Genomic DNA, 24281 nt, shown 5'->3' on the forward strand with positions numbered 1-24281 from the left:
GATGCAACACCGCCCTCCGCATATTGGTGCGGAGGGCGGTGTTGTTTTGGCGAGCAGACTTCAGTGTCGTATCAGAGCGATGTGCTCAGCATCTGCTCGTAGTCCTGAACGGTGGCCAGGCGCGGGTTTGTGGCATGGCAATGATCCTTGAGCGCCCCGCTGATGATGGCTTCAAACTGTGCGCTTTCCACGCCCATGGCGGCAAGGCCGGTGGGCAGACCCAGTCGGGCATTCATCTCGCGAATCGCACCGGGAATGTCGCTGCCGCTGCTCAGGTTCATTGCATGGGCCATGCGGTTCAGGCGATCTTCGCGCTGCACGCTTTCGGCACCAGCATTGAAACGCACAACAGCCGGTAAGAACATGGCATTGAGCGTGCCGTGGTGCAGACGCGGGTTCACGCCGCCCAGACTGTGACTCAGGCTGTGCACGCAGCCCAGACCTTTCTGGAAGGCCATGGCACCTTGCATGCTGGCGCTCATTAGCTGGCGGCGGGCTTCCGCATCTTGTCCGTTGCGGGTGGCGCGTTCGATGTGCGCCCAGCCGCGTGTCAAACCATCGAGCGCAATGCCATCCGCAGGTGGGTTGAAGGCGGCGGCCATAAAGGTTTCCATGCAATGGGCAATCGCATCCATGCCCGTGGCGGCTGTCAGCATGGGGGGCAGGCCAAAGGTCAGTTCAGGGTCGCAGATGGCGGTTTTTGGCACCAGATGCCAGCTGTGAAAGCCCAGCTTACGGTGGTCATCCACGATCAAAATGGCACCGCGTGCCACTTCGCTGCCCGTGCCGCTGGTAGTGGGCACGGCAATCAGCGGTGCCACTTGTTCGGTGATGCGTGGCGAGCCGCCTTCTATTGTGGCGTAGTGCGACAGCGGACCTTCATGCGTGGCGGCAATGGCCACGCCCTTGGCGCAATCAATGGCACTGCCGCCACCCACGGCAATCAGTCCGTCACAACGCTGGGTTGTGTAGATTTCAGCCGCAGCGCACACGGCTGCTTCTGTCGGGTTGGAAGGGGTCTGGTCAAACACCGCATGGGGCAGGCCGCTCAGCGCATCCACCGCTTTTTGCAAAATGCCTGCAGCTTTAACGCCGGGGTCGGTCACGATCAACGGTTTGGTGATGCCCACACGCTCGCACTCAGCGCGCAGCAGCTGGATGGCGCCAAAGTCAAACTGGATCTGGGTGACGTAGTTGATAAAAGCCATGGCTTGCTTATTCGGTCGAAACGGAGATCAGAACAATCTAGAAGTCCTCAGGCTCAGGGCCAAGAACGCAAACCCTGAGGACCATGTCTAAATCGTCGCGCCGGGGACATGGAATGCTCTGGGTGATGGCTGCGGGAAAGCAAAAATGCGTTTCTACATAGTCAGTCTGTGCAGCATCAACGATGCGTCGAATCAAGAATCAGACGATAGCCCACTTGCAGCTCGGTCATCAGGTGCGCGGGCTGCGCCGCATCGTTTTCCACTTTTTGCCGTAGGTTAGCCATGTGTACCCGCAGATAGTGGGGGCGATCCAGATACTCAGGCCCCCAGACTTGCAGCAGCAGCTGACGATGGGTCAGCACGCGGCCTTGCCCGGCGATCAGCGCGGCGAGCAGGCGAAACTCAATGGGGGTCAGGTGTATGGGCGCACCTGCCTTGCGCACTTCATGCGTGGCAAGGTTGACGTGCACATCGCCAAACTGCACCTCGCTGCTGGGTTGCTGGGCGGGTGCCTGCTGGCGGCGGCGCAGCATGACGCGCAGGCGGGCCAGTAGCTCAGGCACGCCAAAGGGCTTGCTCAGGTAGTCATCGGCACCCACATCCAGCGCGGCGACTTTTTCATCCTCATGATCTCGCGCCGAAAGCACCAGAATCGGCAACTGACTCCAGCTGCGCAGCTCACTGATGACGGTCTTGCCATCGGCGTCGGGCAGACCCAGATCCAGCACCACGGCATCGGGTTGGCGGCTGGCAGCTTCAATCAGGCCGCGCTTGGCGGTCTCGGCTTCAAAGACTTGCCAGCCTTCGTCTTCCAGCGCCAGCCGCACAAAGCGGCGGATGCTGGCATCGTCTTCAATCAACAGAATGCGGGGGCTGGCGGAGTTCATGCGAAATTATTCATCAAGACGAGGCTGGGGCAGCACAGGCAGGCAGATGGTGAAAGCCGTGCCGGGCACATCGGCGGCGGGGCTGGCGGCGAGGCTGCCGCCGTGGGCTTGCACGATGCGCTGTGCCAGCGCCAGGCCAAGCCCCATTCCCGAGATGGACGATTCCGTCACGCCACGCGTAAACGGCGCAAACAACTGGTCGGCGGGCATGTGTGATGGCAGTCCGGGGCCATCATCGTGCAGAACCACCAAGCAGTTGCTGCCGTCCACCTGCGCGCTGACCGTAATTTGGGTGCCTGCGGGCGTGTATTTGACAGCGTTGTCCAGCAGATTGACCAGCACGCGCTCCATCAGCAAGGCATCGACTTGCAGCAGTGGCAAGTCTGCAGGCAATGCCGTGCGCACGGGGTGCTGGGCCAGTCGCTCACGCATTTGCGCCAGTGCGCTACCCACCAGCTCATCCACCGGGATCCAGTCACGTTGAAGGTGCACGCCCCCTTGCTGCAGGCGGGCCATGGCCAGCAGGTTGTCTACCAGTTGCTGCAGGGATTGGGCTTGATTGTGGATTTGCCCCAGCATATCCGCCAGCAGACCCGGTGGCGCATGGGGCAAGGCCGTCTGGGCGGCTCCCAGAATACTGGTCAACGGGGTGCGCAGATCGTGAGAGACGGCAGACAGCAGCGTGTTGCGCATGCGCTCGCCTTCCATGGCCACTTGGGTTTGCTGCGCTACTTCGACAAAGTGCACGCGCTCTAGGGCGAGAGCTATCTGGCTGGCGCAGGCGTCCAGCAGTCGGTGTTCTTCAGGCACATTCAGTCGCTGAGGTGTGCGCAGCAACAAGGCCAGCACGCCACGCGAGCGCACGGGAGCCATCAGCGGCACATACAAAGCGGGCGCTGCAGCCAGCGTGTCTGTGCCTTGCCCAGCCATCTGGCCATGCTCCATGGCCCAGCGGGCAATGCTGGCGTCCACCGGCGCATCGCTGCCAGCTTGTATATGGAGCTGTTCCTCTGCATCGGGTAGCAGCAACGCAGTCTGTGCATCGAAAACGCCTGACATTGTGGTCAGTGCAATGTTGGCAACCTGCGCCTGCGTGAGAGCACCCGACAGATCACGCGCCAGCCGGGCCAGCGCACCGGCGCGGCGTTCGCGCTCTGCGGCCACTCGGGCTTCATGCCGCAGTCTGGCCATGAGCTGGCCGCAGACGAGCGCCACGCCCAGCATCAGGAAGAAGGTAAAGACGTATTGTGTGTCGTTGACATTAAAAGAGTTGAGCGGCGGCACAAAGTAAAAGTCAAACAGCAGCACGGACAGCAGCGCCGCCCATGCGCCGGGTCCGCGTCCCCAGCGCAGGGCCGACAGCACCACCACCAACAAAAACAGCATGACGACATTGGCAGGGGCAAACACCTGCAGCAGCAGTTCGGCCAGACCTGCAGCCGCAAAGCAGGCCAGACTGGTGCCTAAGTAGCCTTTCCATGCCACAGGCCTCTGGCGCTCTGCTGGCGGGCGTAGGGTGCTCTCTTTTTTATTGACTGGAACGGACAGCACCAGCACATCCAGCCCTGGGTCTAAACGCGTGATTTGCTCGGGCAAACTACGGCTCCACCACTTCCAGCCGGTGCGGGCCACACGGGCCAGCACCAGGTGGCTGGCATTGCGCTCGCGGGCAAAGCCCACCAGTGCCTGCGCCACGTCAGCACCGGGAATGGTGGCTGTGTCCGCCCCCAAGCGGGCGGCCAGTGCCAGTGTTTTGAGCATGGAGGCCTGTGCATGCTTTGGGCGATGCTGGCGCTCAGGGGCATCCACATAGACCACCAGCCACTCGGCCTCCAGCCTCCGTGCCAGTCGTGCCACCTGGCGTACCAGGGCATCGTCGCCCGCACGGCCGCCAATACCTACCATCAGCCGCTCGCGGGCGGGCCAGACATCGCCAATTGCACGCTCGCGCCGGTAGTCACGCATGTCCTCGTCGACGCGGTCGGCCGTGCGGCGCAAAGCCAACTCGCGCAGGGCCAGCAGATTGCCAAGCCGAAAGAAGTTGTGCGAAGCGCGCTCGGCCTGCTCCAGCGGGTAGACCTTGCCTGCCTTCAGGCGCTTGAGCAGCTCTTCAGGCGGGATGTCAACGACGATGACTTCATTGGCATCATCAAAGATATGGTCTGGCACGGTTTCGTGCACCTGTATGCCGACGATGCCGCTCACCACATCGTTCAGACTCTCCAGGTGCTGCACATTCATCGTCGTCCAGACCTCAATGCCAGCGTCCAGCAATTCCAGCACATCCTGCCAGCGCTTGGGGTGGCGTGACCCGGCTACATTGCTGTGTGCCAGCTCGTCCAGCAGCAGCACATCGGGGTGGGCCGCCAGCGCTGCATCCAGATCGAACTCGGTGAGCTGCCGGCCTTGATAGACAACTGCACGGCGCGGCAGTTGATCCATGCCGTGCAGTTGTTGTTCGGTCTCGGCCCGGTCATGGGTTTCAACCAAGCCCACCAGAACGCGGCGGCCTGACTGGCGTTCCCGCTGGGCAGCGGACAGCATGGCCCAGGTCTTGCCTACTCCGGCGTTGGAGCCAAAGTAAATGCGCAGCTTGCCGCGAGCGGCCTGCTCGGCTTGAGCCTGCAACTGGGCGACCAGCGCATCGGGGTCTGGGCGCGCAGGTGCTGGCGCAAAAGAGCTGGGGTTTATGGCCATGGTTTTGCCATTGTCGAAGATTTACATCTCATACCAACCCTGTCAGCGACAGCAGCAGATCAATGAGCTTGATGCCGACAAAGGGCACGATGAGGCCACCCAGGCCATAGATCAGCAGGTTGCGGCGCAGCAGCACGGCAGCGCCCACGGCGCGGTAGGACACGCCACGCAAGGCCAGCGGCACCAGGGCGATGATGATGAGGGCATTGAAGATGACCGCACTCAAAATGGCCGAGTCCGCGCTGTGCAGCTGCATGACGTTGAGCGAAGCCAGTTGCGGATAGGTGCCCACAAAGGCGGCAGGAATAATGGCGAAATACTTGGCTACATCGTTGGCAATGCTGAAGGTGGTCAGTGCGCCCCGCGTCATCAGCATCTGCTTGCCGGTTTCCACCACTTCGATCAGCTTGGTGGGGTTGCTGTCCAGGTCCACCATATTGCCGGCCTCTTTGGCGGCCTGCGTGCCGCTGTTCATGGCCACGGCCACATCGGCCTGAGCCAGCGCAGGCGCATCGTTGGTGCCATCACCAGTCATGGCCACGAGACGGCCAGCTGCCTGGTGGCTGCGAATCAGCTGCAGCTTGTCCTCGGGCCGGGCTTCGGCCAGATAGTCATCCACACCCGCCTCGGCCGCGATGGCGGCGGCGGTGAGCGGGTTGTCGCCGGTCACCATGATGGTCTGTATGCCCATGCGGCGCAGCTCGGCAAAGCGCTCTTTCATGCCGGGCTTGACAATGTCTTTGAGCTCGATCACGCCCAGCACTTTGGCACCATCGGCCACCACCAGCGGCGTGCTGCCTTTGCGCGAAACATTGTCCACCGCCAGCTGTACCTGGCCGGGGAACTGGCCGCCCAGTGCCTCCAGATGGCGGCGTACTGCATCGGCTGCACCCTTGCGCAGGTTGCGCGGGCCTATATCGATACCGCTCATGCGGGTCTGGGCGGTAAAGGGAACAAACTCCACCGGCTGGCTCGTTTGAATATCGGCCACGCTGCGCTCTGGCTGGCCGTAGTGTTCACGCGCCAGCGCTACGATGCTGCGGCCTTCGGGGGTCTCGTCGGCCAGCGATGCCAGCTGGGCCGCTTCGGACAGCTGCTGCATGCTTACGCCGGGGGCAGCAAAGAACTCGCTGGCCTGGCGGTTGCCAAGAGTAATGGTGCCTGTCTTGTCCAGCAGCAGCACGTCCACGTCACCGGCAGCTTCCACTGCGCGGCCCGAGGTGGCGATCACATTGGCCTGCATCATGCGGCTCATGCCCGCCACGCCAATGGCCGATAGCAGGCCGCCGATGGTGGTGGGAATCAGGCAGACCAGCAGCGCAATCAACACCGTGATGCTCACCACGTTTCCGGCTCCTGCCTGCGCCACGGCGAAGGTCGAGAACGGCCATAGCGTGACGATGACGAGCAGGAACACCAGTGTCAGGCCGACCAGCAGAATTGTCAGCGCCAGCTCGTTGGGTGTTTTCTGGCGCTTGGCCGATTCGACCATGGAGATCATGCGGTCCAGAAACGACTCACCGGGGTTGACGGTGACTTCCACCACCAGCCAGTCCGACAGCACACGAGTGCCACCGGTGACCGAGGAGAAATCGCCCCCGGCCTCTCGAATCACGGGGGCTGATTCACCCGTGATGGCGCTTTCGTCCACCGAGGCCACGCCTTCAATGACCGTACCGTCCAGCGCAATGACATCACCCGCTTCAACCAGCAAGGTCACGCCCTTGCGCAGTTCGCTGGCACGCATGGGTAGCCAGCTGCTGTCGTATCGAGGTTGCTGCAGCACCTTGGCCACGGTGTCGCGCTTCATGCCGCGCAGACTGGCGGCCTGGGCGCGGCTGCGGCCTTCGGCCAGTGCTTCGGCAAAGTTGGCAAACAGCAGGGTGAACCACAGCCACAGTGCAATGGCCAGCGTAAAGCCTGCATCGGTGGATGCTGGATCGTTGAGTGCCTGCACCCACAGCAGGGTGGTCAAAATGGCGCCCAGGTAGACGACAAACATGACCGGGTTTGCCCATTGCGTGCGCGGCGACAGTTTGCGCAGCGCATCCCACAGCGATGTACGCACCAGTGCCACACTGAACAGTGGTGATTTGCTTGTTGTATGTCTCATGACTTACTCCTTGGGCTTGGCAGCGGGTTGCAGTGCATCCAGCGCCAGATTGAGTTGCAGCACGTTCACGCGCGGCTCACCCAGCACGCCCAGCGTGCGCTGCTCAGTGGCTTGCTGCAGCAGCGGTTGCACTTGCTCTAGCGGCAGACCACGGGTCTGCGCCACACGCGGCAATTGCAGCTGGGCATTGGCCAGTGAGATATGTGGATCGAGCCCCGATGCAGATGCCGTAACGGCATCCACCGGCACCAGTGCACTGGCTGCCAGGCGGTTATCAGTCCGGTACTGGGCCACGCGTTCGCTCACGCTGTCCATCAGGCCCTGGTGAGTTGCCCCCTGATTGCTGGCTGCAGACAGCCCGGCGTTATAGGGCGCGGCGATGCTGCTGCCTTCTTTATCAGGGTCAGGCGCTGTGGTGGCGCTGGGGCGGCTGTGAAAGTAACCCGCACCAGCGAAGGATTGGCCAATCAGTGCCGAGCCAATAACCTGGCCATTGCGCTCGATCAGACTGCCATTGGCCGTGTGGGGTAGCACCGTCTGTGCAATGCCGGTGACTAGTAAAGGGTAGGCAATGCCGCCCACCAGCATGACCAGAACGGCTGCGCGCAGGCTATTGCCTAGCAGCAGGGGCCAGCGGACGGACTGCGCATTCACGGCAGTGTTGGAAAGTGTGAGATTGGTAGTTGTCATGACTTGCTCCTTGACCTGCAAGCGCGTGGGCTGCAGGCCTTTGGCAAAAAATTACTTATGCGTAGAGTTGGCCGATCAGCATTTGCAAATGCTCAATCACCGGGCCCAGGGCCAGCGACGGCAAGAAGGTGAGCCCACCCACCACCAGCACCACAAACACCAGTAGTCCCATAAACAACGGCGTGGCCGTGGGGAAGGTGCCGGGCCCTGCAGGTACGGTGGCCTTGGCGGCCAGGCTGCCGGCTACGGCCAGCAAAGGAAGCAGCGTCAGATAGCGGCCACCCATCATGGCCAGGCCCAGCGTAGTATTGAAGAAGGGCGTGTTGGCGTTCAGACCAGCAAAAGCCGAGCCGTTATTGGCTGTGGCCGAGGCATAGGCATACAGAATTTCACTAAAGCCGTGCGGGCCGCGGTTGTTGAGGCTGGCCGTGGCATCGGGCCACAGCACGGCCAGCGCCGTAAGGCCCAGCATGACGGCCGGGTGTGCCAGCACCGACAGCATGACCAGTTTGATCTCGCGCACCTCGATCTTTTTGCCCAAAAATTCTGGCGTGCGGCCAATCATCATGCCGGCCAGAAACACCGTGAGGATGGCGTACTGGATCAGGTTGATCAGACCCACCCCATCGCCGCCAAACACGCAGTTGAGCATCATCATCGCCAGCGGCGTGATGCCGCCCAGCGGTGTCAGCGAGTCATGCATGGCGTTGACCGAGCCAGTCGTTGCTGCCGTGGTGGTGGCGACAAACAAGGCGGTATCGGCAATGCCAAAGCGCAGCTCCTTCCCCTCCATATTGCCGCCGCTCTGGGTCAGGCTGTATTGCTGATCTGCACCGGCGCGGGCCAGCAGCTGGCTGCCGTTTTGCTCTGCCACAAACACCAGACTCAAAAAGCCGACAAACATCACCATGCAGGCGCCAAACAAGACCCAGCCTTGCTTGCGGCGCAGCAGCATGGAGCCAAAGGCATAGGTCAGACCTGCAGGAATCAGCAGCATCGACAGGATGTGCAGCATATTCGTCAGCGGCGTGGGGTTCTCGAACGGGTGCGCCGCATTCATGCTGAAAAAGCCGCCCCCATTGGTGCCCAGGTGCTTGATGCTTTCCAGGCTGGCAACCGGCCCCAGCATCAGCTGCTGTTTGGCACCCTCAAGAGTGGTCGCTACGGTCTGGGTATCCAGTGTTTGCGGAATGCCCTGCCATACATAGACCAGCGCCATGACAAAAGACAGCGGCAGCAGCACGCGCCAGAACACGCGCACATAGTCCACCCAGTAGTTACCAATATCCTGACTGCTGGAACGTGCTAGACCGCGCACAAAGCCTGCGCCAGCTGCTACACCTGTTGTAGCGCCAGCAAACATCAGAAAGGTGATGGCTGCCATCTGCGTGGCATTCGTCAAACTGGCTTCACCCGCATAGGCCTGCCAGTTGGTATTGGTGATGAAAGAGGCGGCAGTGTTGAAGGCCAGATCGGGCGTCTGCGCCGCAATACCCAGCGGGTTCAGCGGCAGCCACCCTTGCAGCCTAAGCACCAGGTAGCCCAGCAGCAGCATCAGCGCATTGCTCATCAACAGCGCACCGCCATAAGCTTGCCAGCCCATGCGCTGGGCCGGGTTCACGCCAATGATGCGGTAGCTCACCCGCTCCAGCAGCGTGTGGTGCTCACTCGTAAAGCAACGTGCCAGCCATTTCCCCATGGGAATGGTCAGCAGCGTCACCGCCGTCAGTACGGCGGCAAATTCGATCCAGGGTAGCCACATGATCTTGCTCCCTTACAGACGCGCGAGGGCGCGCACAAAGCTCAGCAGCCCGACAAAGCAGACCACGGTGAGGCTCACAAAAATGATGTCTTGCAGCACTTGCATGGCAGCCCCTTAAAAGTTTTCGGGGCGCAGCAGCGCATAGCCCAAATAGGCAAACAGGCCCAGTGCGGTCAGCACGGCCAAGGTGGCGATCCAGTCGTATGTCATTGCATTTCCTCCCGCAGGCGCTGCATTGCGCCCTGCTGCGATGGAAGAAATGTAGAAATTCACCCGTCAAGAGCGGGTAGAGATTTGCAGCTGCGGTATCAAGACGGCATCAAGATGCCCTTGATATTGATCGGCGCTGGCTGTTGAGTGGTGATTCACTATCGCCCAGGGGTTCATGATTTACGGGGAATAATTGGCGACATGCAGCGCTGAGGTCCGCGCCTCACAATGCCAGCCTGTGTTTTTGTCAAAATTCATCGTGAACATGCCTGACTCTTCTGCGGCTTTGCCCGCCAGCCTGACAACTTCTATGCGCGATGTGCTGCGCCGCATGGAGCGAGCCGCGCGGACCCCCATGTACCAACTGGGCGCTGATGCCGCAAAAGTGGCCTATGAAGCTGGCGCTGGCGTGCTTGAAATCCCCAAGCAAGCCTTGCCGCGTGTGGAAGATTTGCAGATACCTGCACGCGATGGCGCACAGCTGCCTGCACGTCTGTATGCCCCGGTGACGCGGGATGAAGCCCCTGCCGCTGGCCTGCCCGTGCTGCTGTATCTGCACGGCGGCGGTTTTACCGTGGGCAGCGTGGCCACGCATGACCAGCTTTGCCGCCAGCTGGCGCACTTGGCTGGCTGCATGGTGGTGTCGCTGGATTACCGGCTGGCTCCCCAGTTTCAATTTCCCGTGGCCCATAACGATGCCTGGGATGCGCTTCAGTGGCTGGCTGCCCATGCTGCTGGTCTGGGTGCGGATGCCAGCCGTATCGCCGTGGGCGGCGACAGTGCGGGTGGTACCTTGTCTGCAGCTTGCGCAATTGAGGCACGCAATGCGGGCCTGAAGCTGGCGCTGCAATTGCTGATCTACCCCGGCACCACTGCGCACCAGGATACAGACTCACACCGCCGCTATGCCCATGGACTGGTCCTGGAAGAGCCCTCCATCACCTGGTTTTTTGCGCAATACATTGTCAACCCCAAGGACAGAGAAGACTGGCGCTTTGCGCCGCTGCTGGCCCCTGATGTGGATGAGGTGGCGCCTGCATGGATAGGCTTGGCCGAGTGCGACCCGCTGGTCGATGAGGGCGTTGAATATGCCGACAAGCTGCGCATGGCTGGCGTGCCGGTAGAGCTTGAAATCTACAAGGGTGTGACCCATGAATTCATCAAGATGGGGCGTGTGATTGCCGAGGCGCGGCAGGCCCATCAGGATATGGCGCAGGCCTTGCGCAGTGCGTTTGGACTGAATTAAACCGAGAGAGACAAAGCAATATGAACCGACAGGATTTTCGCAGCTTTACCCGTATTGAAGTGCGCTGGGCCGAGGTGGATGCACAGAAGATCGTCTTCAACGCCCATTACCTGATGTACGCCGATGTGGCCATCAGCAACTACTGGCGCCAGCTGGCCATTCCGTACGAAACGGGTTTTGCATCGCTGGGCGGCGAGATGTTTGTGAAAAAGGCCGGTACGGTCTTTCACGGCTCAGCCACCTTGGGCGATGTGCTGGATGTGGGCATCCGCTGCGTCAAGCAGGGCAATACCTCGCTGCAGTTCGAGGCGGGCATCTTCCGCGGCATGGAGCTGCTCAACACGGTAGAGCTGGTCTATGTGTTTGCCGATGCCGCCACGCAGGCCCCCAAGCCCGTGCCGCAGGTTCTGCGCGACCTGTTGACAGCGTATGAAGCGGGGCAGGAGGTTGTGACTTTGCGATCTGGCAGCTGGAATGATCTGGGCCGCGATGCCGAGCGTCTGCGCCTGGCCGTATTTGTACGCGAGCAGGGCGTTCCGCGTGAGATCGAGATTGATGAGTTTGACCCTGTGGCCCGCCATGTGGTGCTGTTTAACGGCTTGAACCAGCCTGTGGCCACAGGCCGACTGGTCAGCGATGCACCGGGCGTGGCACGCATTGGCCGCATGGCCGTGGACCGCAGCGTGCGTGGTGGCCGCTGGGGCCGCATGGTGCTCGATAGCTTGGTCGCCTCTGCGCGTGACCGTGGCGACAAAGAAATCGTGCTGCATGCTCAGCGCCATGCCGAGAAATTTTATCTGCGCGCAGGCTTTACGCCGGTGGGTGAGCCTTATGAAGAGGCGGGCATTCCCCATATCACCATGCGCCAAGTACTTTGATACTTCGTTATTGATAGCTGCCTGCGCTTTCTGCGTAATCGGTAGAGCCTTTTTTTACTCAAAATGGAGGTGAGCGATGAGCCGAGTTATGACAATCTTGTGCCTGATCGGAGTGGCCGCAGCGGCCTATGTGGCTTATCGCTACGGTGTGTTTTGAGGTCAAACTGAAAAAAGCGGCCCCATCAGTCAATGATGGGGCCGCTTTTTTGTGGGCTATTGCCTGGCTGACCGCTTATTGCAGCTGGTCTTTCAGGGATGTGATGGCCTTTTGCGCGCAGGCTTCATCCAGATGACCACCGGGGGCACCGGCTACGCCAATGGCGCCAATGGTCTCGTTGCCAATCTTGACGGGAACGCCGCCAGCCAGCACCAGAAAGCCCGGAATATTGGCCATGCCAGCCGCATCAGGGTTGGACTGAATGGCCTTGGCAATGCCGCTGGTGGGGTTGCGCGACGAGGCAGAGGTAAAAGCTTTGGATGTTGCGGCCTGCGTGGTGTGGGGGCCAGCGCCATCGGCACGCACTAGGCCCAGCAGCACGCCAGAACGGTCCACCACGGCGGCGGTAACGTTGTAGCCATCAGCGGTGCAGGCGGCCACGGTCTGTTGGGCCAGTTGCACGGCGGTAGCGCTGGCAATGCTGCGAGTGGATGCAGTGGCAGCAGTTGCAGCAGTCGCGCCAGCCATAGTGGCGGTGACGGTGATGGCGCAGAGGGCGGTTTTGGCGGTGTTCAGCAGGCGTTGGTTCATGTCAAAGCTCCTTGAGGATCGGCTCAGATCAGAGGTGATCAAGCGATGAATGAACTTTAGGGATTGCCGCCCTGGCCGCCCATTCGCAAGGCAACGGATGGCTATCGGTAATCTTACGGAGTGCGATGGGTTCAGATTGCAGCCGTCAGCAGCAGCCGGGTCTGTTCGGCCACTGATCCCGTGCCCAGTTTTTCTGCCAGCTTGGCGCGGTGTGTATCTACCGTGCGTACTGAAATATCCAGTGCGGCGGCAATTTCCTTGCTGCCCAGCCCTTTGGTAATCAGCTCCAGCACCTCACGCTCGCGCTCGGTCAGGCTGCGCAGACTCTGGCGGGCTTCATTGCGTTCAGCCTGCTGGTTCAGGCGGTTTTGCGCAGATTCAATGGCCTGCAGCAGGGTCTGTTCTTCGATGGGTTTGGTCAAAAAATCGGTCACCCCGGCCTTGAAGGCGCGGCGGCAGGCGTGCAGGTCGCCGTGGCCGGTAATCACAATCGTGGGCCAGTCCACGCCCTGCGCCATCAACTGCTCGTGCAACTGCAGTCCGGACATCATGGGCATGCGCAGGTCGGTAATCAGAATGCCGGGCTGGCTGCGGTCCAGATGAGCCAGGCAATCGGCAGGCGACTCAAAGCAGGTGACGGGCAGCTCATAGGTCTGCAACAGCAAGTGCAGGGCTTCGCGCACCGAGGGGTCGTCATCAATTAAATAAATCATGGGTGTGCAGTGAGTTCGTCAGAAGCCAGCGGCAAGTGCATGACAAAGCAGGCACCGCGTGGACTGTGGACATATTCCAGGCTGCCGCCCATGCGCTCCATCAGCGTGGCGCAAAGCGGCAGGCCCAGCCCCATGCCATCGGTCTTGGTGGTGAAGAAGGGCTCAAACATGCGCTGGGCGGTGGCTGCATCTACGCCGGGGCCGTTGTCCTGCACGGTTAGCAAGGCCTGCTTGGCTTCTATGTGCAGCGTGATTTCAATGTTTGCATCGGGTGTGACGGCATGGCTTAGCGCATCCAGTGCGTTGCGTACCAGATTGTTCAGCACTTGCTCCAGTGAGACTGGGTCGGCCCAGACCCAGCAGGGCTGCATCGGTGCCTGCCAGCGCAGTGCAATACCGGCTTGGCGGGCCGGGCCATCGAGCAGCAGCAGGGCCTGGTTGACGGCCTGAGGCAAATCCAGCCGCTGGGGCTGACTGGGCGCGTTGCTGATATAGCCGCGCATGCGCTCCAGAATGGCACCGGCGCGCCTTGCCTCGCGGACATTGGCCTGCAGGGCTGTGGCCAGCAGCTCAGGCTTGCCCAGCTCATGGGCGCGCAGGGCGGCTTGGCTCTGGCTTAGCAAGGCCGTGACGGGCTGGGCCAGTTCATGGGCAATGCCAGATGCCATCTCGCCCATGCCGTTGACGCGCGATGCATGGGCCAGTTGTGCCTCATTCGCCAGCAACTGGGCGCGTTGCTGGTGGCGTCGGGCTTGCTGGCGGCTTTTCCAGATCAGGTTGGCAGCACCTACCAAAAGCGTGCTGAGCAGAACGCTGATCAGCACCATGCTCCAGCTCAGCAGGTTTTGGGGGCGGGTGAGCAGCTGCACTTCAAGAGGCTGGTCATAGCCGGCCAGTGTGAACTGGCCAAAGACCCGCGCTGGCTGCAGTGGGGGGCTAGGCTCCAGCAGAGTGTGACCATTGAGGCGGATGCGAAGGCCGCTGTGCGCGGGCAGAATTTTTTCACCCAGCAACTGGGCGGAATGGATGCGAACGCACAGCCAGTCTGCGGGTAATGCTACTTTTTTGACGAACAAATAGTCGCCCGGATGTTGCTCATCAGGCAGGCTGGCGCTGGAGCCGGGCTGCAGAGGCGCAGCCGTTTGTGCGGCAGCGGGAACCTGACAGCTGCCGGTAGCGGGGGTGGCTGCAGTGACCAGTTGCACTTCCTGAATGCGTGGGTAAATGGTCTCGATGGACTTGGCCACGCGGCGCAGGGCCGATGATTCTTCGGACGCCTGCAGCGGTGCCACGGCAGTCAGCGCCGTCAGGTGGGCTTTGTGCTGGGCTACTTTCTCCAGCATCTGGCGCTGCACAGTCTGAGTCAGCTGCAATTGCTCGCGTTGCTGCTGGGCATGGGCCTGCCACCATTGCAGAGCCAGCATCAGCGCGCACAGCAAGGCCCAGGCCAGTGCCAGCAGCCAGCGGCGGCGAGAGTCTGGTGACGTGATGCTCATGCGTAAAAGTGTAGTGGCAGCGGGCAAAAAAATGCCAAGGCTGGGCCTTGGCGTGCTTTGGAGCTGGCTTAAACCTTAAATGTCTGCCAGCAACTCATAAGGCAGTGGTTGCACCTGCAGCGCCACGCCGTGGGCCGCATCGGCGCTCTGGCCTTCTGCCAGCGCGGCATGAGCAAACAGGTCGTCCCGCGTGGACGAGGCAATTTGCATGGAAACGATGGCAGCCCAGCCACCTTCAGGCGCAGCGGCAGCCTGCACCACGGTGCCAGTGGCTTGCTCCAAGTCTTCGGCGGTGAAGACTTCCTGACCCACGCTCAGCGCCTTGTCGGCATGCACCAGATAGGCGCGGCGCTTGAGCGTGCCGCGAAACTGGCTGCGGGCCACGATTTCCTGGCCGGGGTAGCAGCCCTTTTTGAAGTTGACGCCGCCCAGCGATTCGTAATTGAGCATCTGGGGCACAAAGGCATCGACCACCGGGGCGGACAGCGTGGCCACCACGCTTTGTACTTCAGACCACAGCCACAGGTCTTCGCTCAGCAGCTCGCCTGCTGGGGCCTGACCTGCTGGGGCCACCCACAGCGCACGCTGGTTGCCTGCGGCGGGGTAGAGTGCCAGCACATGGGCTTCGCCAACGGCTTTGAGTGCCCAGGGGGCAGAGTCCGCGCTCAGGTATTGCGCAGCCGCAGTGCCCGTCAGGCCATAAAGTGCAAAGTCTGACGTAGCGTCGCTGAGCTTGCACTGGGCGCGCATCACAAACATGGACAGGCGCTTGAGCGTGGGAGCGAGCAGGCTGCGGTCACAAATCAACACAATCTCATCGGCGCTGCGCTTGAAGCCGATGAAACTGGCCAGCATGCGGCCCTTGGCGGTGCAAAAAGCGGCAAGCCGGGCCTGATCCTGCTTGAGCAGCACAAAGTCATTGCTCAACTGGCCGTGCAGAAAGCTGGCTGCATCAGCGCCAACGGCGCGGATCACACCAAGATGGGAAATGGGGGTAATGCCGTTCAGGGGCAGCGTCTTTGGCTGGGTCATGGCTGAATTATGATCGTCGCTCTGCGTCTTTATGGATTGAACCTGTGCGTGCCCTTATTCGTGCACTGATATTGTTGTTGCTTTTGGCTGCCTTGGCTGTTGGTGGAGCGTGGTGGTGGCTGAACCAGCCACTGAACTTGACTGCGCCCAGTCTGGAGCTGGAGATCGAGCCTGGCACTACTCCGCGTGGCGTGGCTCAGAACGTGGTCAAGGCCGGTGTGCAGACCGATGCGCGTTTGCTGTATGCGTGGTTTCGTCTCTCGGGCAAGGATAGAGCCATCAAGGCTGGCAACTATGAACTGAGCACGGGCCTTACGCCTTATGAACTGCTGCAAAAGCTGGCGCGCGGTGAAGAAAGCCTGCGCGCGTTGACTATTGTCGAAGGCTGGAACTGGCGCCAGGTGCGCGCTGCGCTGGCACGAGAGGAATTCCTCAAACAAGATAGTGCTGGTCTCAGCGATGAAGCGGTGATGACAGCGCTGGGCCGCGTGGGCGTGATGCCTGAGGGCCGCTTCTTCCCCGATACCTATACCTACGCCAAGGGCAGCTCTGATATGGCGGTGCTGCGCCGCGCAATGCATTCTATGGATAGGCGCTTGGCCGATGCTTGGGCCATGCGCGCGGCCAATACGCCGCTCAAGTCTGCCGATGAAGCGCTGATTCTGGCCAGTATCGTAGAAAAAGAAACCGGCCGCGCAGCCGATCGTGCGCAGATTGCTGGCGTTTTTGCCAACCGTCTGCGCATAGGCATGCGCCTGCAGACGGACCCCACGGTCATCTACGGCGTAGGCGCGAGCTTTGACGGCAATCTGCGCAAGCGAGACTTGCAGACCGATACGCCGTGGAACACCTATACCCGTGCCGGTCTGCCCATCACGCCCATTGCCATGCCCGGCAAGGCAGCGCTGATGGCGGCGGTGCAGCCCGATCAGACCAAGGCCCTGTACTTTGTGGCCAAGGGCGACGGCACCAGCCACTTCAGCGCATCGCTGGACGAGCACAATAGGGCCGTCAACCGCTACCAGCGCGGTCAGTAATCTTTGAAGGTCGCAGGTGTGTGATGCCTGCGTCTCGTTTGAATCAACAAGCTGGCGCTGCCATGAGGTGCGCTAGAGGAAATATCTGTGAGTACAGCTTCACCCAAGGGTCTGTTCATCAGTTTTGAAGGCATTGACGGTGCGGGCAAGTCCTCGCATATCGCCGGTCTGGCGCAAGCCTTTCGCGATCAGGGCCGCGTGGTCACTTTGACGCGTGAGCCCGGCGGCACGCCGCTGGCTGAAAAGCTGCGCGCCCTGATGCTCCATGACGCCATGGACCCGTTGACCGAGGCGCTGATTGCCTTTGCCGCGCGCCGCGACCATTTGGTGCAAGTCATCGAGCCCGCGCTTGCGCGTGGCGAAGTGGTCATCAGCGACCGTTTTACCGATGCCACCTTTGCCTATCAGGGCGCAGGCCGGGGTTTTGACTGGAGTCAGCTATCAGCTCTGGAGCGCATGGCGCAGACTGGTACTGCGTTGCAGGCTGATTTGGCATCAAACTTCATGCGTGAGCCTGATATGACGCTGTGGTTCGATTTGCCTGCCGAAGTGGCAGCTGTGCGGCTGGCTACAGCCCGTGTGCCCGATCGTTTCGAAGCCCAGCCTGGCGAGTTTTTTGCCCGTGTGGCCCAAGGCTACGCCCAGCGCGCCCAAGCGGCGCCGCAGCGCTTTGTGCGCGTAGATGCCAACACCAGCCGTGAAGCGGTGTGGGAACAGATTGCGCAAGCTGTGGCGGGCAAAGGCTGGCTGAGCAGCGCGGCGGAAAGCAAGGCATGAGCAAGGCGGGCATCGAGTCTGGGACTGAAGCTCCGTGGATTGCCGCGCAGCGCAGCCAGTTGCTGGCCCAGCGCGGCCACGCTTGGTTGCTGCAGGGACCGTCGGGTCTGGGGCAGTACGCGCTGGGCTTGTCCTTGGTGCGCGCCTGGTTGTGTGAGCAGCCTTCGGCGCAAGGCGCATGTGGTCAATGTGCCAGCTGCCACGCCATTGATGTGCGTGCCCATGCGGATTTGTGCGTGCTCATGCCCGAGGTGCAGATGATGGAGCTGGGCTGGCCGCTGTCTGAAAAAGCGCAGGCCGATATTGACGACAAAAAGCGCAAGCCCAGCAAAGAAATCCGTGTGGATGCCATGCGCGATGCTGTGGAGTTCTGCCAGCGCACCAGCGCACGCGGTCGTGGCAAGGCGGTGCTGGTCTACCCGGCAGAGCAGATGAATGCCATCACGGCCAATGCGCTGCTCAAGACGCTGGAAGAGCCACCAGGCGACGCCCGTTTTGTACTGGCCAGCGAGGCATCGCACCTGCTGCTGCCCACTATTCGCAGCCGCTGCCTGGCCCACACCATGACTTGGCCAGCCGTGCCAGAAGCCGCGCAATGGTTGCAGTCGCAAGGCATGAGCGAAGCCGATGCAGCAGCTGCGTTGCAAGCTGCAGGCGGCCGCCCCGGCGATGCCCTTCGCATGGCTGGCGATGCAGGCCGTGCAGCTGCCTGGGCGCAATTGCCGCGCCAGCTGGCCAAGGGCGATGTGGCGGCGCTGGCTGCCTTTGGCCCTGTGGATGCGGTGGAAGCGCTGCAAAAAATCTGCCATGACCTGATGGCGCTGGCAGGCGGAGCTAGCCCTCGTTACTTCTCGCCGGCGGATTTGCCGGGAAAGCCCCTGTCCATGATGCTGCTGGCTGATTGGTCGCGCGAGCTGGTGCAGGCTGCGCGCACGGCCGATCACCCCTTTAACGCCGGGCTGATGATGGAGGCGCTGGCCTCCCGGGCGCGCAGTGTATTGACCTCAGGCAAATCCGCCAGAGCCGCACGCTGAGTCATAGCCGTCGGGTTTGGTGAATGTTTTGCAGGGTGTTACTCTACAAAGTGCTGCCGCTCGGCCGTTTCAAGAATTTTGTAATCCCACTATGAACGCAACTACCGCCCCCCGTCCCAGCGTAATGCAGCTGGCGATCAAGGAAAAGGCCGCTCTTTATGCGGCCTATATTCCTTTGTTTGCCGAGGGGGGGATTTTTGTACCCACGCAGCGAGACTATCGTCTGGGCGATGATGTCTATGTGTTGTTGACACTGCCTGAAGACCCGCAGCGCTACCCCGTAGCCGGGCGCGTAGCCTGGGTCACGCCTGAGCGAGCCTCTGGCAACCGCACGCAGGGCATCGGTCTTCAATTCCCCAAAGACGCCAAGTCTGCCGAGCTCAAAGCCAAGATTGAGCAAATTCTCGGCACGTCAATGGGTTCTGAAAAACCGACGCAAACTCTGTAACTACCTCGCGTAGCCTTCAAACTGACGCTGCCCAAGCCAGGGTAGCCAAGCAAAAGCCGCCTGGCGATGCTTCCGTTTCCCATCCGCGAAGCGAGAGAGGGGAGCCGGTGCAGCCGCTCAGGGGCTGAGATTTTCTATGTTTACCGATTCGCATTGCCACCTGAACTATCCTGATCTGAGCGCCAATCTTGCGCAAATTCGCGAGGCGATGGCCGCTGCCAAGGTCACGCGTGCGCTGTGCATCTGCACGACGATGGAAGAGTTTCCGGATGTGCACCAGCTGGCGCTGGACTATGACAATTTCTGGGCCACGGTGGGCGTGCACCCCGATACCGAAGACATGACCGAGCCCAGCGTGCAGGATCTGGTCGATCGCGCCGCGCTACCCCGTGTGGTGGCGATTGGCGAGACGGGTCTTGATTACTACGGCATGGAAGACCGCAAGGGCGGCCGCACGATTGCCGATCTGGAGTGGCAGCGCGAGCGTTTTCGCACCCATATCCGTGCGGCGCAGATTACGCAAAAGCCGCTAGTCATTCACACCCGTAGCAGCTCTGCCGACACGCTGGCCATTTTGCACGAGTGCGGCGAAGCTGATAGCGCCACGCAGGCAGGCGGCGTCTTTCACTGCTTTACCGAGACTGCTGAAGTCGCTCGTGCCGGGCTGGATATGGGTTACTACATCTCCCTGTCGGGCATCGTGACTTTTAAAAATGCACAGCATCTGCGCGATGTGGCGGCCTTTGTACCGCTGGATCGTTTGCTGATCGAAACCGATAGCCCCTATCTCGCGCCCATGCCTTACCGTGGCAAGACGAATAATCCTTCCTACGTGCCGTTTGTGGCCAAGCAAATTGCCGAGGTGCGCGGTATTTCCGTGGAAGAGGTGGCCGAGGCCACGAGCACGAACTTTGATCGCCTGTTCAAGGGCGTGACCCAGCCGTAAGCCATCCGTGAATTCTGGAGCCAGTGCATGAAACTGTTCGCAGCCCCAACCATCACCACCGCATCGCCATTGAACCGTCGCCACAGCCTGCGCTGGCTGGGTGCGGCCGTTGCGGGGGCTGCCGGTCTGCCAGGCATGGGCTGGGCCAGCGATTTTGAGGACTATTCGCGGGCGCTGGTCAGTGATAACTCCAGCACCATGGTGAACCTGATCTTTCGCGGCTTTGATGCCAATACTCTGGACTCGCGTGGGCGTCCCGGCTTGGTGGCGGCGTTGCATCAGGATTCGCTCAAGGTGTTTGATGTGCTGCTCAAAGCGCCCAAGATTGATGTGAACCTGGCCTCTCGCCAGAATGAGACGCCATTGATGATGGCCTGCATCAAAGGCCATCTCAAGCTGGTCAAAGAACTCATCAAGCGCGGCGCGGATGTGAACCGCGAAGGCTGGACACCGCTGCACTACGCGGCATCGGCCGATACGCCGCAGACGCTAGACATCATCAAGCTTTTGCTGGAAGAAAACGCCTATATCGACGCTGCATCGCCCAACGGCACGACACCGCTGATGATGGCGGCCCAGTACAGCAGCGAGGCAGTGGTCAAGCTGCTGCTGGAGGAGGGGGCGGACATCACACTGCGCAATCAGCGCAACTTGACGGCGGCAGACTTTGCCAAACTGGTAGATCGCCAGTACATGGCGGATTTGCTTGGCAAGGCTCTGAAACAAGAGCGACGCACACAGCCGTCACGCGGTACTTGGTAAGTGCTCGTATTAATTTGATAGCTGGTAGCGTTCAATAAAAAAGGACTTCAAGCCTGTTCGGGCTTGAAGTCCTTTTTCTATGAGCGCAAGCAGCTATTAAATTTGTGCCTCGCCAGGAGTGGCTGTGCTGCGTACCTGTGTGTGCAGGCGGGCGTAAAGGCCGCCCAGTGCAATCAGCTCGGCATGCGTGCCTTGCTCTGCGATCTGGCCGCGCTCCATCACCACCACACGGTTGGCATGTTCGATGGTGGAGAGGCGGTGTGCAATCACCAGTGTGGTGCGGCCCTGCATCAGGCGGTTCAGGGCTTCCTGCACCAGGCGCTCGGACTCGTTGTCCAGAGCCGAAGTCGCTTCGTCCAGAATCAGAATCGGCGCGTTCTTGTACAACGCGCGGGCAATGGCCAGGCGCTGGCGCTGGCCGCCAGAGAGCTGGCTGGCGTTGTGGCCGACCAAGGTGTGCAGGCTTTGCGGCAGGCTGCGTACAAAGTCGCCCAAGTTTGCCGCTTCAAGCGCAGACCAGACGCGGGCTTCATCCACCTCGGTGCCCAGCGCTACGTTGGCTGCCACGCTGTCGTTGAGCATGACAACATCTTGGCTGACCATGGCGAACTGCTGGCGCAGTGCGTTCAAGTCCCAATCGCTCAGCGGCACGCCATCCAGCGTGATCTGGCCGCTGGTGGGCGAGAAAAAGCGCGGCAGCAAATTGACCAGCGTGGTCTTGCCCGCGCCCGATGGGCCGACCAGGGCCACGACTTCGCCAGCCTTCACATTCAGGTTCAGGTGAGACAGGGCAGGGGCCTTGTCGGGGCCAAACTGCACAGTGACATCGCTCAACTGCAGTGTGCCGGTGACGGGACCTGTGGGCTTGAAAGTGCCACTTTGCTCATCGCTGGAGCCTTCCAGCAGAGACAGGCCGCGTTCCAGCGCTGCTACGCCGCGCGTGATGGGGTTGGCCACATCGGCAATGCGACGAATGGGGGCAATCAGCATCAGCATGGCTGAGATAAAGGCTGCAAAGCCGCCCACGGTCACATCCTGCACAGTGGTGCCAGTGCTTGCGCCCTGGCGGCTTTGCCACAGGGCAATGCAGAGGATGACGGACAGCGCAATCGCGGCCAGTACTTGCGTCAGCGGTGTCATGGCGGCAGAGGCAATCGTGGCCTTGGTGTTGAGGCCGCGCAGCTGGTTGCTCAGCGCGCCAAAGCGCGACTGCTGTGACTCTTGGGCACCATGCAGGCGCACCATGCGGTGGGCGAGCACGTTTTCTTCCACCACATAGGCCAGCTCGTCAGTCGCAGTCTGGCTGGACTTGGTGATGCGGTACAGGCGGCGCGAGAGCGTCTTCATGACCCAGGCCACGCCAGGAACCATGAAGGCCACGATCAGCGTGAGCTGCCAGTTCAAATAGATCAGATAGCCGAGCAGAGCAATGAGCGTAAAGCCGTCGCGCGAGATGCTCATCATGGCCTGCACCAGCTGCTGGGCACCGGTCTGCACCTCATAGACCACGGTGTTGGACAGGGCCGAGGCCGATTGGCGCGAGAACAGGCTCATGTCGGCGGCCAGCAGGCGTTCAAACAGTTTTTTGCGCAGGGCCAGCATCCCGTCGTTGGTGATGCGTGCCAGTGCGTACTGACCGGCAAACTGAGCCAGACCGCGAATGACGAACAGTCCAATCAGGAAGACGGGCACCATCCACAGGTCGAGTGAGCCCTGGGTGAAGCCGCTGTCGAGCAGGGGCTTGAGCAGGGCGGGCATGGCGGGCTCGGTCGCAGCACCGACCAGGGTTGCCAGAATGGCCAGACCCCAGGCCCAGCGCTGGCCTGAAAAATAAGGCGTCAGCCGCTTCAGGCGCTGCATTAAAGGCAGATCGGCTGGGTTGACGGTGGCAGATTGAGCTGGCGATGGTGCCTGCGCGGTCTTGGTGGCCTCGCTTGGCGGTGTGGGCGGTGTGGCTTGCATAAGCGCGTAATTTTAGGGCTTGCGCTTTCGGAGTTGGCGCTGACCCCGATAGATGAATTTCGAGATGAAGTTGTAACCAACTATGCCTGTTTGGATATAAAGCGCAAGCCTGCGGCAAAATCACAGAGGGTATTGCCAGCGCCTGTTGCAGTCTCTGGCATGCTCACGATCTGATTATTTTGTGGCACTTGCGTTTGATCACCCTACTGAGTACGTTCTTACATCAGGAATCCGTCAGTGTGTGTAACATTCGAGCTTGTGTTTGTACCGGGCACTTCCGGAAATTTAGATGGCTGCCAATGACTATTGACCGACTTCCATCCCTGACAACCTGGGCGGCAGGGCCGCGTGCTTCTCGTAGAGCCATGCTGGCAACGCTGGCTGCTACACCGGCCATTCCTGCATTGGCCCAGTTCAGGGTTGAGGTAACAGGCGTGGGCCTGACACAGTTGCCGATTGCAATTGCCCCATTCAAGGGAGAGGGCTCGGCCCCGCAGAAGATTTCCGCCATTATTCAGGCTGATCTGGAGCGCAGCGGCCAGTTCCGCGGCGTTGACGCCTCGGGCATCGCGCTTGATGAAACATCGCGCCCCGATGTGGCGCAGTGGCGCCAAAAGGGCGCTGACTCTCTGGCCACCGGCAGCGTGACCCGTCTGGCTGATGGCCGCTGGGATGTGCGCTTTCGCTTGTGGGATGTGGTCAAAGGCCAGGACCTTGGTGGTCAGGGCTTTGCGGTCACGACGGGCGATCTGCGTCTGGTTGCACACCGCATTGCCGACTACATCTACGAAAAGCTCACGGGCGAGAAAGGTATTTTCTCCACCCGTATCGCTTATGTCACCAAGTCCGGTGCGCAGTACCGCCTGTGGATTGCTGACGCTGATGGTGAAAACTCTCAGTCCGCGCTTTCCAGTCCTGAGCCCATCATTTCGCCAGCATGGGCGCCCAACGGAACTCAGCTGGCCTATGTGTCGTTTGAGTCGCGCAAGCCTGTGGTCTATGTGCACGACGTGGCCAGCGGCCACCGCCGTCTGCTGGCCAACTTCCGTGGCTCCAATAGCGCGCCTGCATGGTCGCCTGATGGCAGCCGCCTGGCTGTGACGCTGAGCCGTGATGGTGGCTCGCAGCTGTATCTGCTCAGCGCCCAGGGCGGTGAGCCCCGTCGCCTGATGCAAAGCAGTGGTATTGATACCGAGCCTTGCTTTTCGAGTGACGGCCGCACCATCTATTTCGTCAGCGACCGTGGCGGTGCGCCGCAGGTCTACAAAGTCTCGTCCTCGGGCGGCAGCGCCGAGCGCGTGACCTTTACTGGCACCTACAACATCTCGCCCGCCATCAGCCCCGACGGCAAATGGCTGGCCTATGTCTCTCGCGTTGGCGGTGGCTTCAAGCTGCAGGTCATGGACTTGGCAACGGGTGCCGTGAATTCCGTCACGGACACCAATGCGGATGAAAGCCCAAGCTTTGCTCCTAATAGCCGCCTGATTGTTTACGCCACCATCCAGGGTGGTCGTGAAGCTCTCATGACTACAACGCTGGACGGCAAGATCAAGGCACGTCTGGCAGGGGCAGGTGGAGATATACGTGAGCCCGACTGGGGCCCGTTCCAAAAACAGTGATCTGAAGTTTTCGTTC

The 24281-nt window shown here is 61.0% G+C and carries 21 protein-coding genes; 9 read left to right on the forward strand and 12 right to left on the reverse strand.

The annotated features are described in order from the left end of the window. Positions 1-71: 71 nt before the first annotated feature. The 7 genes from RSF91_RS00365 to kdpF form a co-directional block, all read right to left on the reverse strand. Positions 72-1208: an iron-containing alcohol dehydrogenase gene (locus RSF91_RS00365; protein ID WP_332566553.1), complete on the reverse strand. Its 1137-nt coding sequence runs from the start codon at positions 1206-1208 to the stop codon at positions 72-74. Between the two features lie 176 nt (positions 1209-1384). Further along, positions 1385-2095: a response regulator gene (locus RSF91_RS00370; protein WP_332566554.1), complete on the reverse strand. Its 711-nt coding sequence runs from the start codon at positions 2093-2095 to the stop codon at positions 1385-1387. A gap of 6 nt (positions 2096-2101) precedes the next feature. After that, entirely contained in the window at positions 2102-4792 is a 2691-nt protein-coding gene (locus RSF91_RS00375) for a sensor histidine kinase KdpD (RefSeq protein WP_332566555.1), read from the reverse strand. 28 nt (positions 4793-4820) lie between these two features. Beyond that, entirely contained in the window at positions 4821-6905 is a 2085-nt protein-coding gene (kdpB, locus tag RSF91_RS00380; RefSeq protein WP_332566556.1) for a potassium-transporting ATPase subunit KdpB, read from the reverse strand. A 3-nt stretch (positions 6906-6908) separates the two neighbouring features. After that, positions 6909-7595 carry a K(+)-transporting ATPase subunit C gene (gene kdpC / locus RSF91_RS00385; RefSeq protein WP_332566557.1) on the reverse strand — a complete coding sequence of 229 codons (687 nt, stop codon included), beginning with the start codon at positions 7593-7595 and terminating at the stop codon, positions 6909-6911. 55 nt (positions 7596-7650) lie between these two features. Further along, positions 7651-9357, reverse strand: coding sequence for a potassium-transporting ATPase subunit KdpA (gene kdpA / locus RSF91_RS00390; protein WP_332566558.1), 1707 nt, complete (start codon positions 9355-9357; stop codon positions 7651-7653). 114 nt (positions 9358-9471) lie between these two features. Next, positions 9472-9567 (reverse strand): K(+)-transporting ATPase subunit F, encoded by a 96-nt coding sequence (gene kdpF / locus RSF91_RS00395; protein ID WP_332566559.1) that lies wholly within the window; start codon positions 9565-9567, stop codon positions 9472-9474. 265 nt (positions 9568-9832) lie between these two features. Here kdpF and RSF91_RS00400 point away from each other — a divergent pair, with 265 nt between their 5' ends. Continuing rightward, positions 9833-10813, forward strand: coding sequence for an alpha/beta hydrolase (locus RSF91_RS00400; protein WP_332566560.1), 981 nt, complete (start codon positions 9833-9835; stop codon positions 10811-10813). A 20-nt stretch (positions 10814-10833) separates the two neighbouring features. Then, positions 10834-11691 carry a GNAT family N-acetyltransferase gene (locus tag RSF91_RS00405; protein ID WP_332566561.1) on the forward strand — a complete coding sequence of 286 codons (858 nt, stop codon included), beginning with the start codon at positions 10834-10836 and terminating at the stop codon, positions 11689-11691. A 232-nt stretch (positions 11692-11923) separates the two neighbouring features. Here the strand turns inward: RSF91_RS00405 and RSF91_RS00410 are convergent, their stop codons facing one another. From RSF91_RS00410 to ygfZ, 4 genes are all read right to left on the reverse strand, one after another. Then, complete coding sequence (locus RSF91_RS00410; RefSeq protein ID WP_332566562.1) at positions 11924-12439, reverse strand: GlcG/HbpS family heme-binding protein; 516 nt, start codon at positions 12437-12439, stop codon at positions 11924-11926. 131 nt (positions 12440-12570) lie between these two features. Beyond that, positions 12571-13152: a response regulator transcription factor gene (locus tag RSF91_RS00415; RefSeq protein WP_332566563.1), complete on the reverse strand. Its 582-nt coding sequence runs from the start codon at positions 13150-13152 to the stop codon at positions 12571-12573. Further along, entirely contained in the window at positions 13149-14648 is a 1500-nt protein-coding gene (locus tag RSF91_RS00420) for a sensor histidine kinase (protein ID WP_332566564.1), read from the reverse strand. Before RSF91_RS00420 ends, RSF91_RS00415 begins: the two co-directional genes overlap by 4 nt. 75 nt (positions 14649-14723) lie before the next feature. Continuing rightward, entirely contained in the window at positions 14724-15680 is a 957-nt protein-coding gene (gene ygfZ, locus RSF91_RS00425) for a CAF17-like 4Fe-4S cluster assembly/insertion protein YgfZ (RefSeq protein WP_332566565.1), read from the reverse strand. A 44-nt stretch (positions 15681-15724) separates the two neighbouring features. Between ygfZ and mltG the strand changes: the two genes are divergently transcribed. From mltG to RSF91_RS00455, 6 genes are all read left to right on the forward strand, one after another. Continuing rightward, positions 15725-16717, forward strand: a complete 993-nt coding sequence (mltG, locus tag RSF91_RS00430; protein WP_332566566.1) for an endolytic transglycosylase MltG — start codon at positions 15725-15727, stop codon at positions 16715-16717. Positions 16718-16804: 87 nt separating this feature from the next. Continuing rightward, the gene (gene tmk, locus RSF91_RS00435; protein ID WP_332566567.1) at positions 16805-17494 is read left to right on the forward strand and encodes a dTMP kinase; all 690 of its coding nucleotides are present in this window, start codon (positions 16805-16807) and stop codon (positions 17492-17494) included. Next, positions 17491-18528, forward strand: a complete 1038-nt coding sequence (locus tag RSF91_RS00440) for a DNA polymerase III subunit delta' (RefSeq protein ID WP_332566568.1) — start codon at positions 17491-17493, stop codon at positions 18526-18528. Before tmk ends, RSF91_RS00440 begins: the two co-directional genes overlap by 4 nt. Positions 18529-18619: 91 nt before the next feature. Then, positions 18620-18976, forward strand: coding sequence for a PilZ domain-containing protein (locus tag RSF91_RS00445; protein WP_332566569.1), 357 nt, complete (start codon positions 18620-18622; stop codon positions 18974-18976). A gap of 136 nt (positions 18977-19112) precedes the next feature. Further along, positions 19113-19922, forward strand: coding sequence for a TatD family hydrolase (locus RSF91_RS00450; protein ID WP_332566570.1), 810 nt, complete (start codon positions 19113-19115; stop codon positions 19920-19922). Positions 19923-19949: 27 nt separating this feature from the next. Next, entirely contained in the window at positions 19950-20684 is a 735-nt protein-coding gene (locus RSF91_RS00455; protein ID WP_332566571.1) for an ankyrin repeat domain-containing protein, read from the forward strand. A gap of 96 nt (positions 20685-20780) precedes the next feature. On the opposite strand, the gene msbA is transcribed toward RSF91_RS00455, so the two are convergent. Beyond that, positions 20781-22646 (reverse strand): lipid A export permease/ATP-binding protein MsbA, encoded by a 1866-nt coding sequence (msbA, locus tag RSF91_RS00460; protein ID WP_332566572.1) that lies wholly within the window; start codon positions 22644-22646, stop codon positions 20781-20783. A 299-nt stretch (positions 22647-22945) separates the two neighbouring features. Between msbA and tolB the strand changes: the two genes are divergently transcribed. Continuing rightward, entirely contained in the window at positions 22946-24265 is a 1320-nt protein-coding gene (tolB, locus tag RSF91_RS00465; protein ID WP_332566573.1) for a Tol-Pal system beta propeller repeat protein TolB, read from the forward strand. Positions 24266-24281 lie beyond the last annotated feature (16 nt).

It is taken from the genome of Comamonas sp., assembly GCF_036643215.1.
Taxonomy (GTDB): Bacteria; Pseudomonadota; Gammaproteobacteria; order Burkholderiales; family Burkholderiaceae_C; genus Comamonas.

Excerpts from the sequence above, each read along its gene's own strand:
- RSF91_RS00365 (WP_332566553.1), bottom strand. The coding sequence starts at position 1,208 with ATGGCTTTTATCAACTACGTCACCCAGATCCAGTTTGACTTTGGCGCC.
- RSF91_RS00370 (WP_332566554.1), bottom strand. The coding sequence starts at position 2,095 with ATGAACTCCGCCAGCCCCCGCATTCTGTTGATTGAAGACGATGCCAGC.
- RSF91_RS00375 (WP_332566555.1), bottom strand. The coding sequence starts at position 4,792 with ATGGCCATAAACCCCAGCTCTTTTGCGCCAGCACCTGCGCGCCCAGAC.
- kdpB (WP_332566556.1), bottom strand. The coding sequence starts at position 6,905 with ATGAGACATACAACAAGCAAATCACCACTGTTCAGTGTGGCACTGGTG.
- kdpC (WP_332566557.1), bottom strand. The coding sequence starts at position 7,595 with ATGACAACTACCAATCTCACACTTTCCAACACTGCCGTGAATGCGCAG.
- kdpA (WP_332566558.1), bottom strand. The coding sequence starts at position 9,357 with ATGTGGCTACCCTGGATCGAATTTGCCGCCGTACTGACGGCGGTGACG.
- kdpF (WP_332566559.1), bottom strand. The coding sequence starts at position 9,567 with ATGACATACGACTGGATCGCCACCTTGGCCGTGCTGACCGCACTGGGC.
- RSF91_RS00400 (WP_332566560.1), top strand. The coding sequence starts at position 9,833 with ATGCCTGACTCTTCTGCGGCTTTGCCCGCCAGCCTGACAACTTCTATG.
- RSF91_RS00405 (WP_332566561.1), top strand. The coding sequence starts at position 10,834 with ATGAACCGACAGGATTTTCGCAGCTTTACCCGTATTGAAGTGCGCTGG.
- RSF91_RS00410 (WP_332566562.1), bottom strand. The coding sequence starts at position 12,439 with ATGAACCAACGCCTGCTGAACACCGCCAAAACCGCCCTCTGCGCCATC.
- RSF91_RS00415 (WP_332566563.1), bottom strand. The coding sequence starts at position 13,152 with ATGATTTATTTAATTGATGACGACCCCTCGGTGCGCGAAGCCCTGCAC.
- RSF91_RS00420 (WP_332566564.1), bottom strand. The coding sequence starts at position 14,648 with ATGAGCATCACGTCACCAGACTCTCGCCGCCGCTGGCTGCTGGCACTG.
- ygfZ (WP_332566565.1), bottom strand. The coding sequence starts at position 15,680 with ATGACCCAGCCAAAGACGCTGCCCCTGAACGGCATTACCCCCATTTCC.
- RSF91_RS00440 (WP_332566568.1), top strand. The coding sequence starts at position 17,491 with ATGAGCAAGGCGGGCATCGAGTCTGGGACTGAAGCTCCGTGGATTGCC.
- RSF91_RS00445 (WP_332566569.1), top strand. The coding sequence starts at position 18,620 with ATGAACGCAACTACCGCCCCCCGTCCCAGCGTAATGCAGCTGGCGATC.
- RSF91_RS00450 (WP_332566570.1), top strand. The coding sequence starts at position 19,113 with ATGTTTACCGATTCGCATTGCCACCTGAACTATCCTGATCTGAGCGCC.
- RSF91_RS00455 (WP_332566571.1), top strand. The coding sequence starts at position 19,950 with ATGAAACTGTTCGCAGCCCCAACCATCACCACCGCATCGCCATTGAAC.
- msbA (WP_332566572.1), bottom strand. The coding sequence starts at position 22,646 with ATGCAAGCCACACCGCCCACACCGCCAAGCGAGGCCACCAAGACCGCG.
- tolB (WP_332566573.1), top strand. The coding sequence starts at position 22,946 with ATGACTATTGACCGACTTCCATCCCTGACAACCTGGGCGGCAGGGCCG.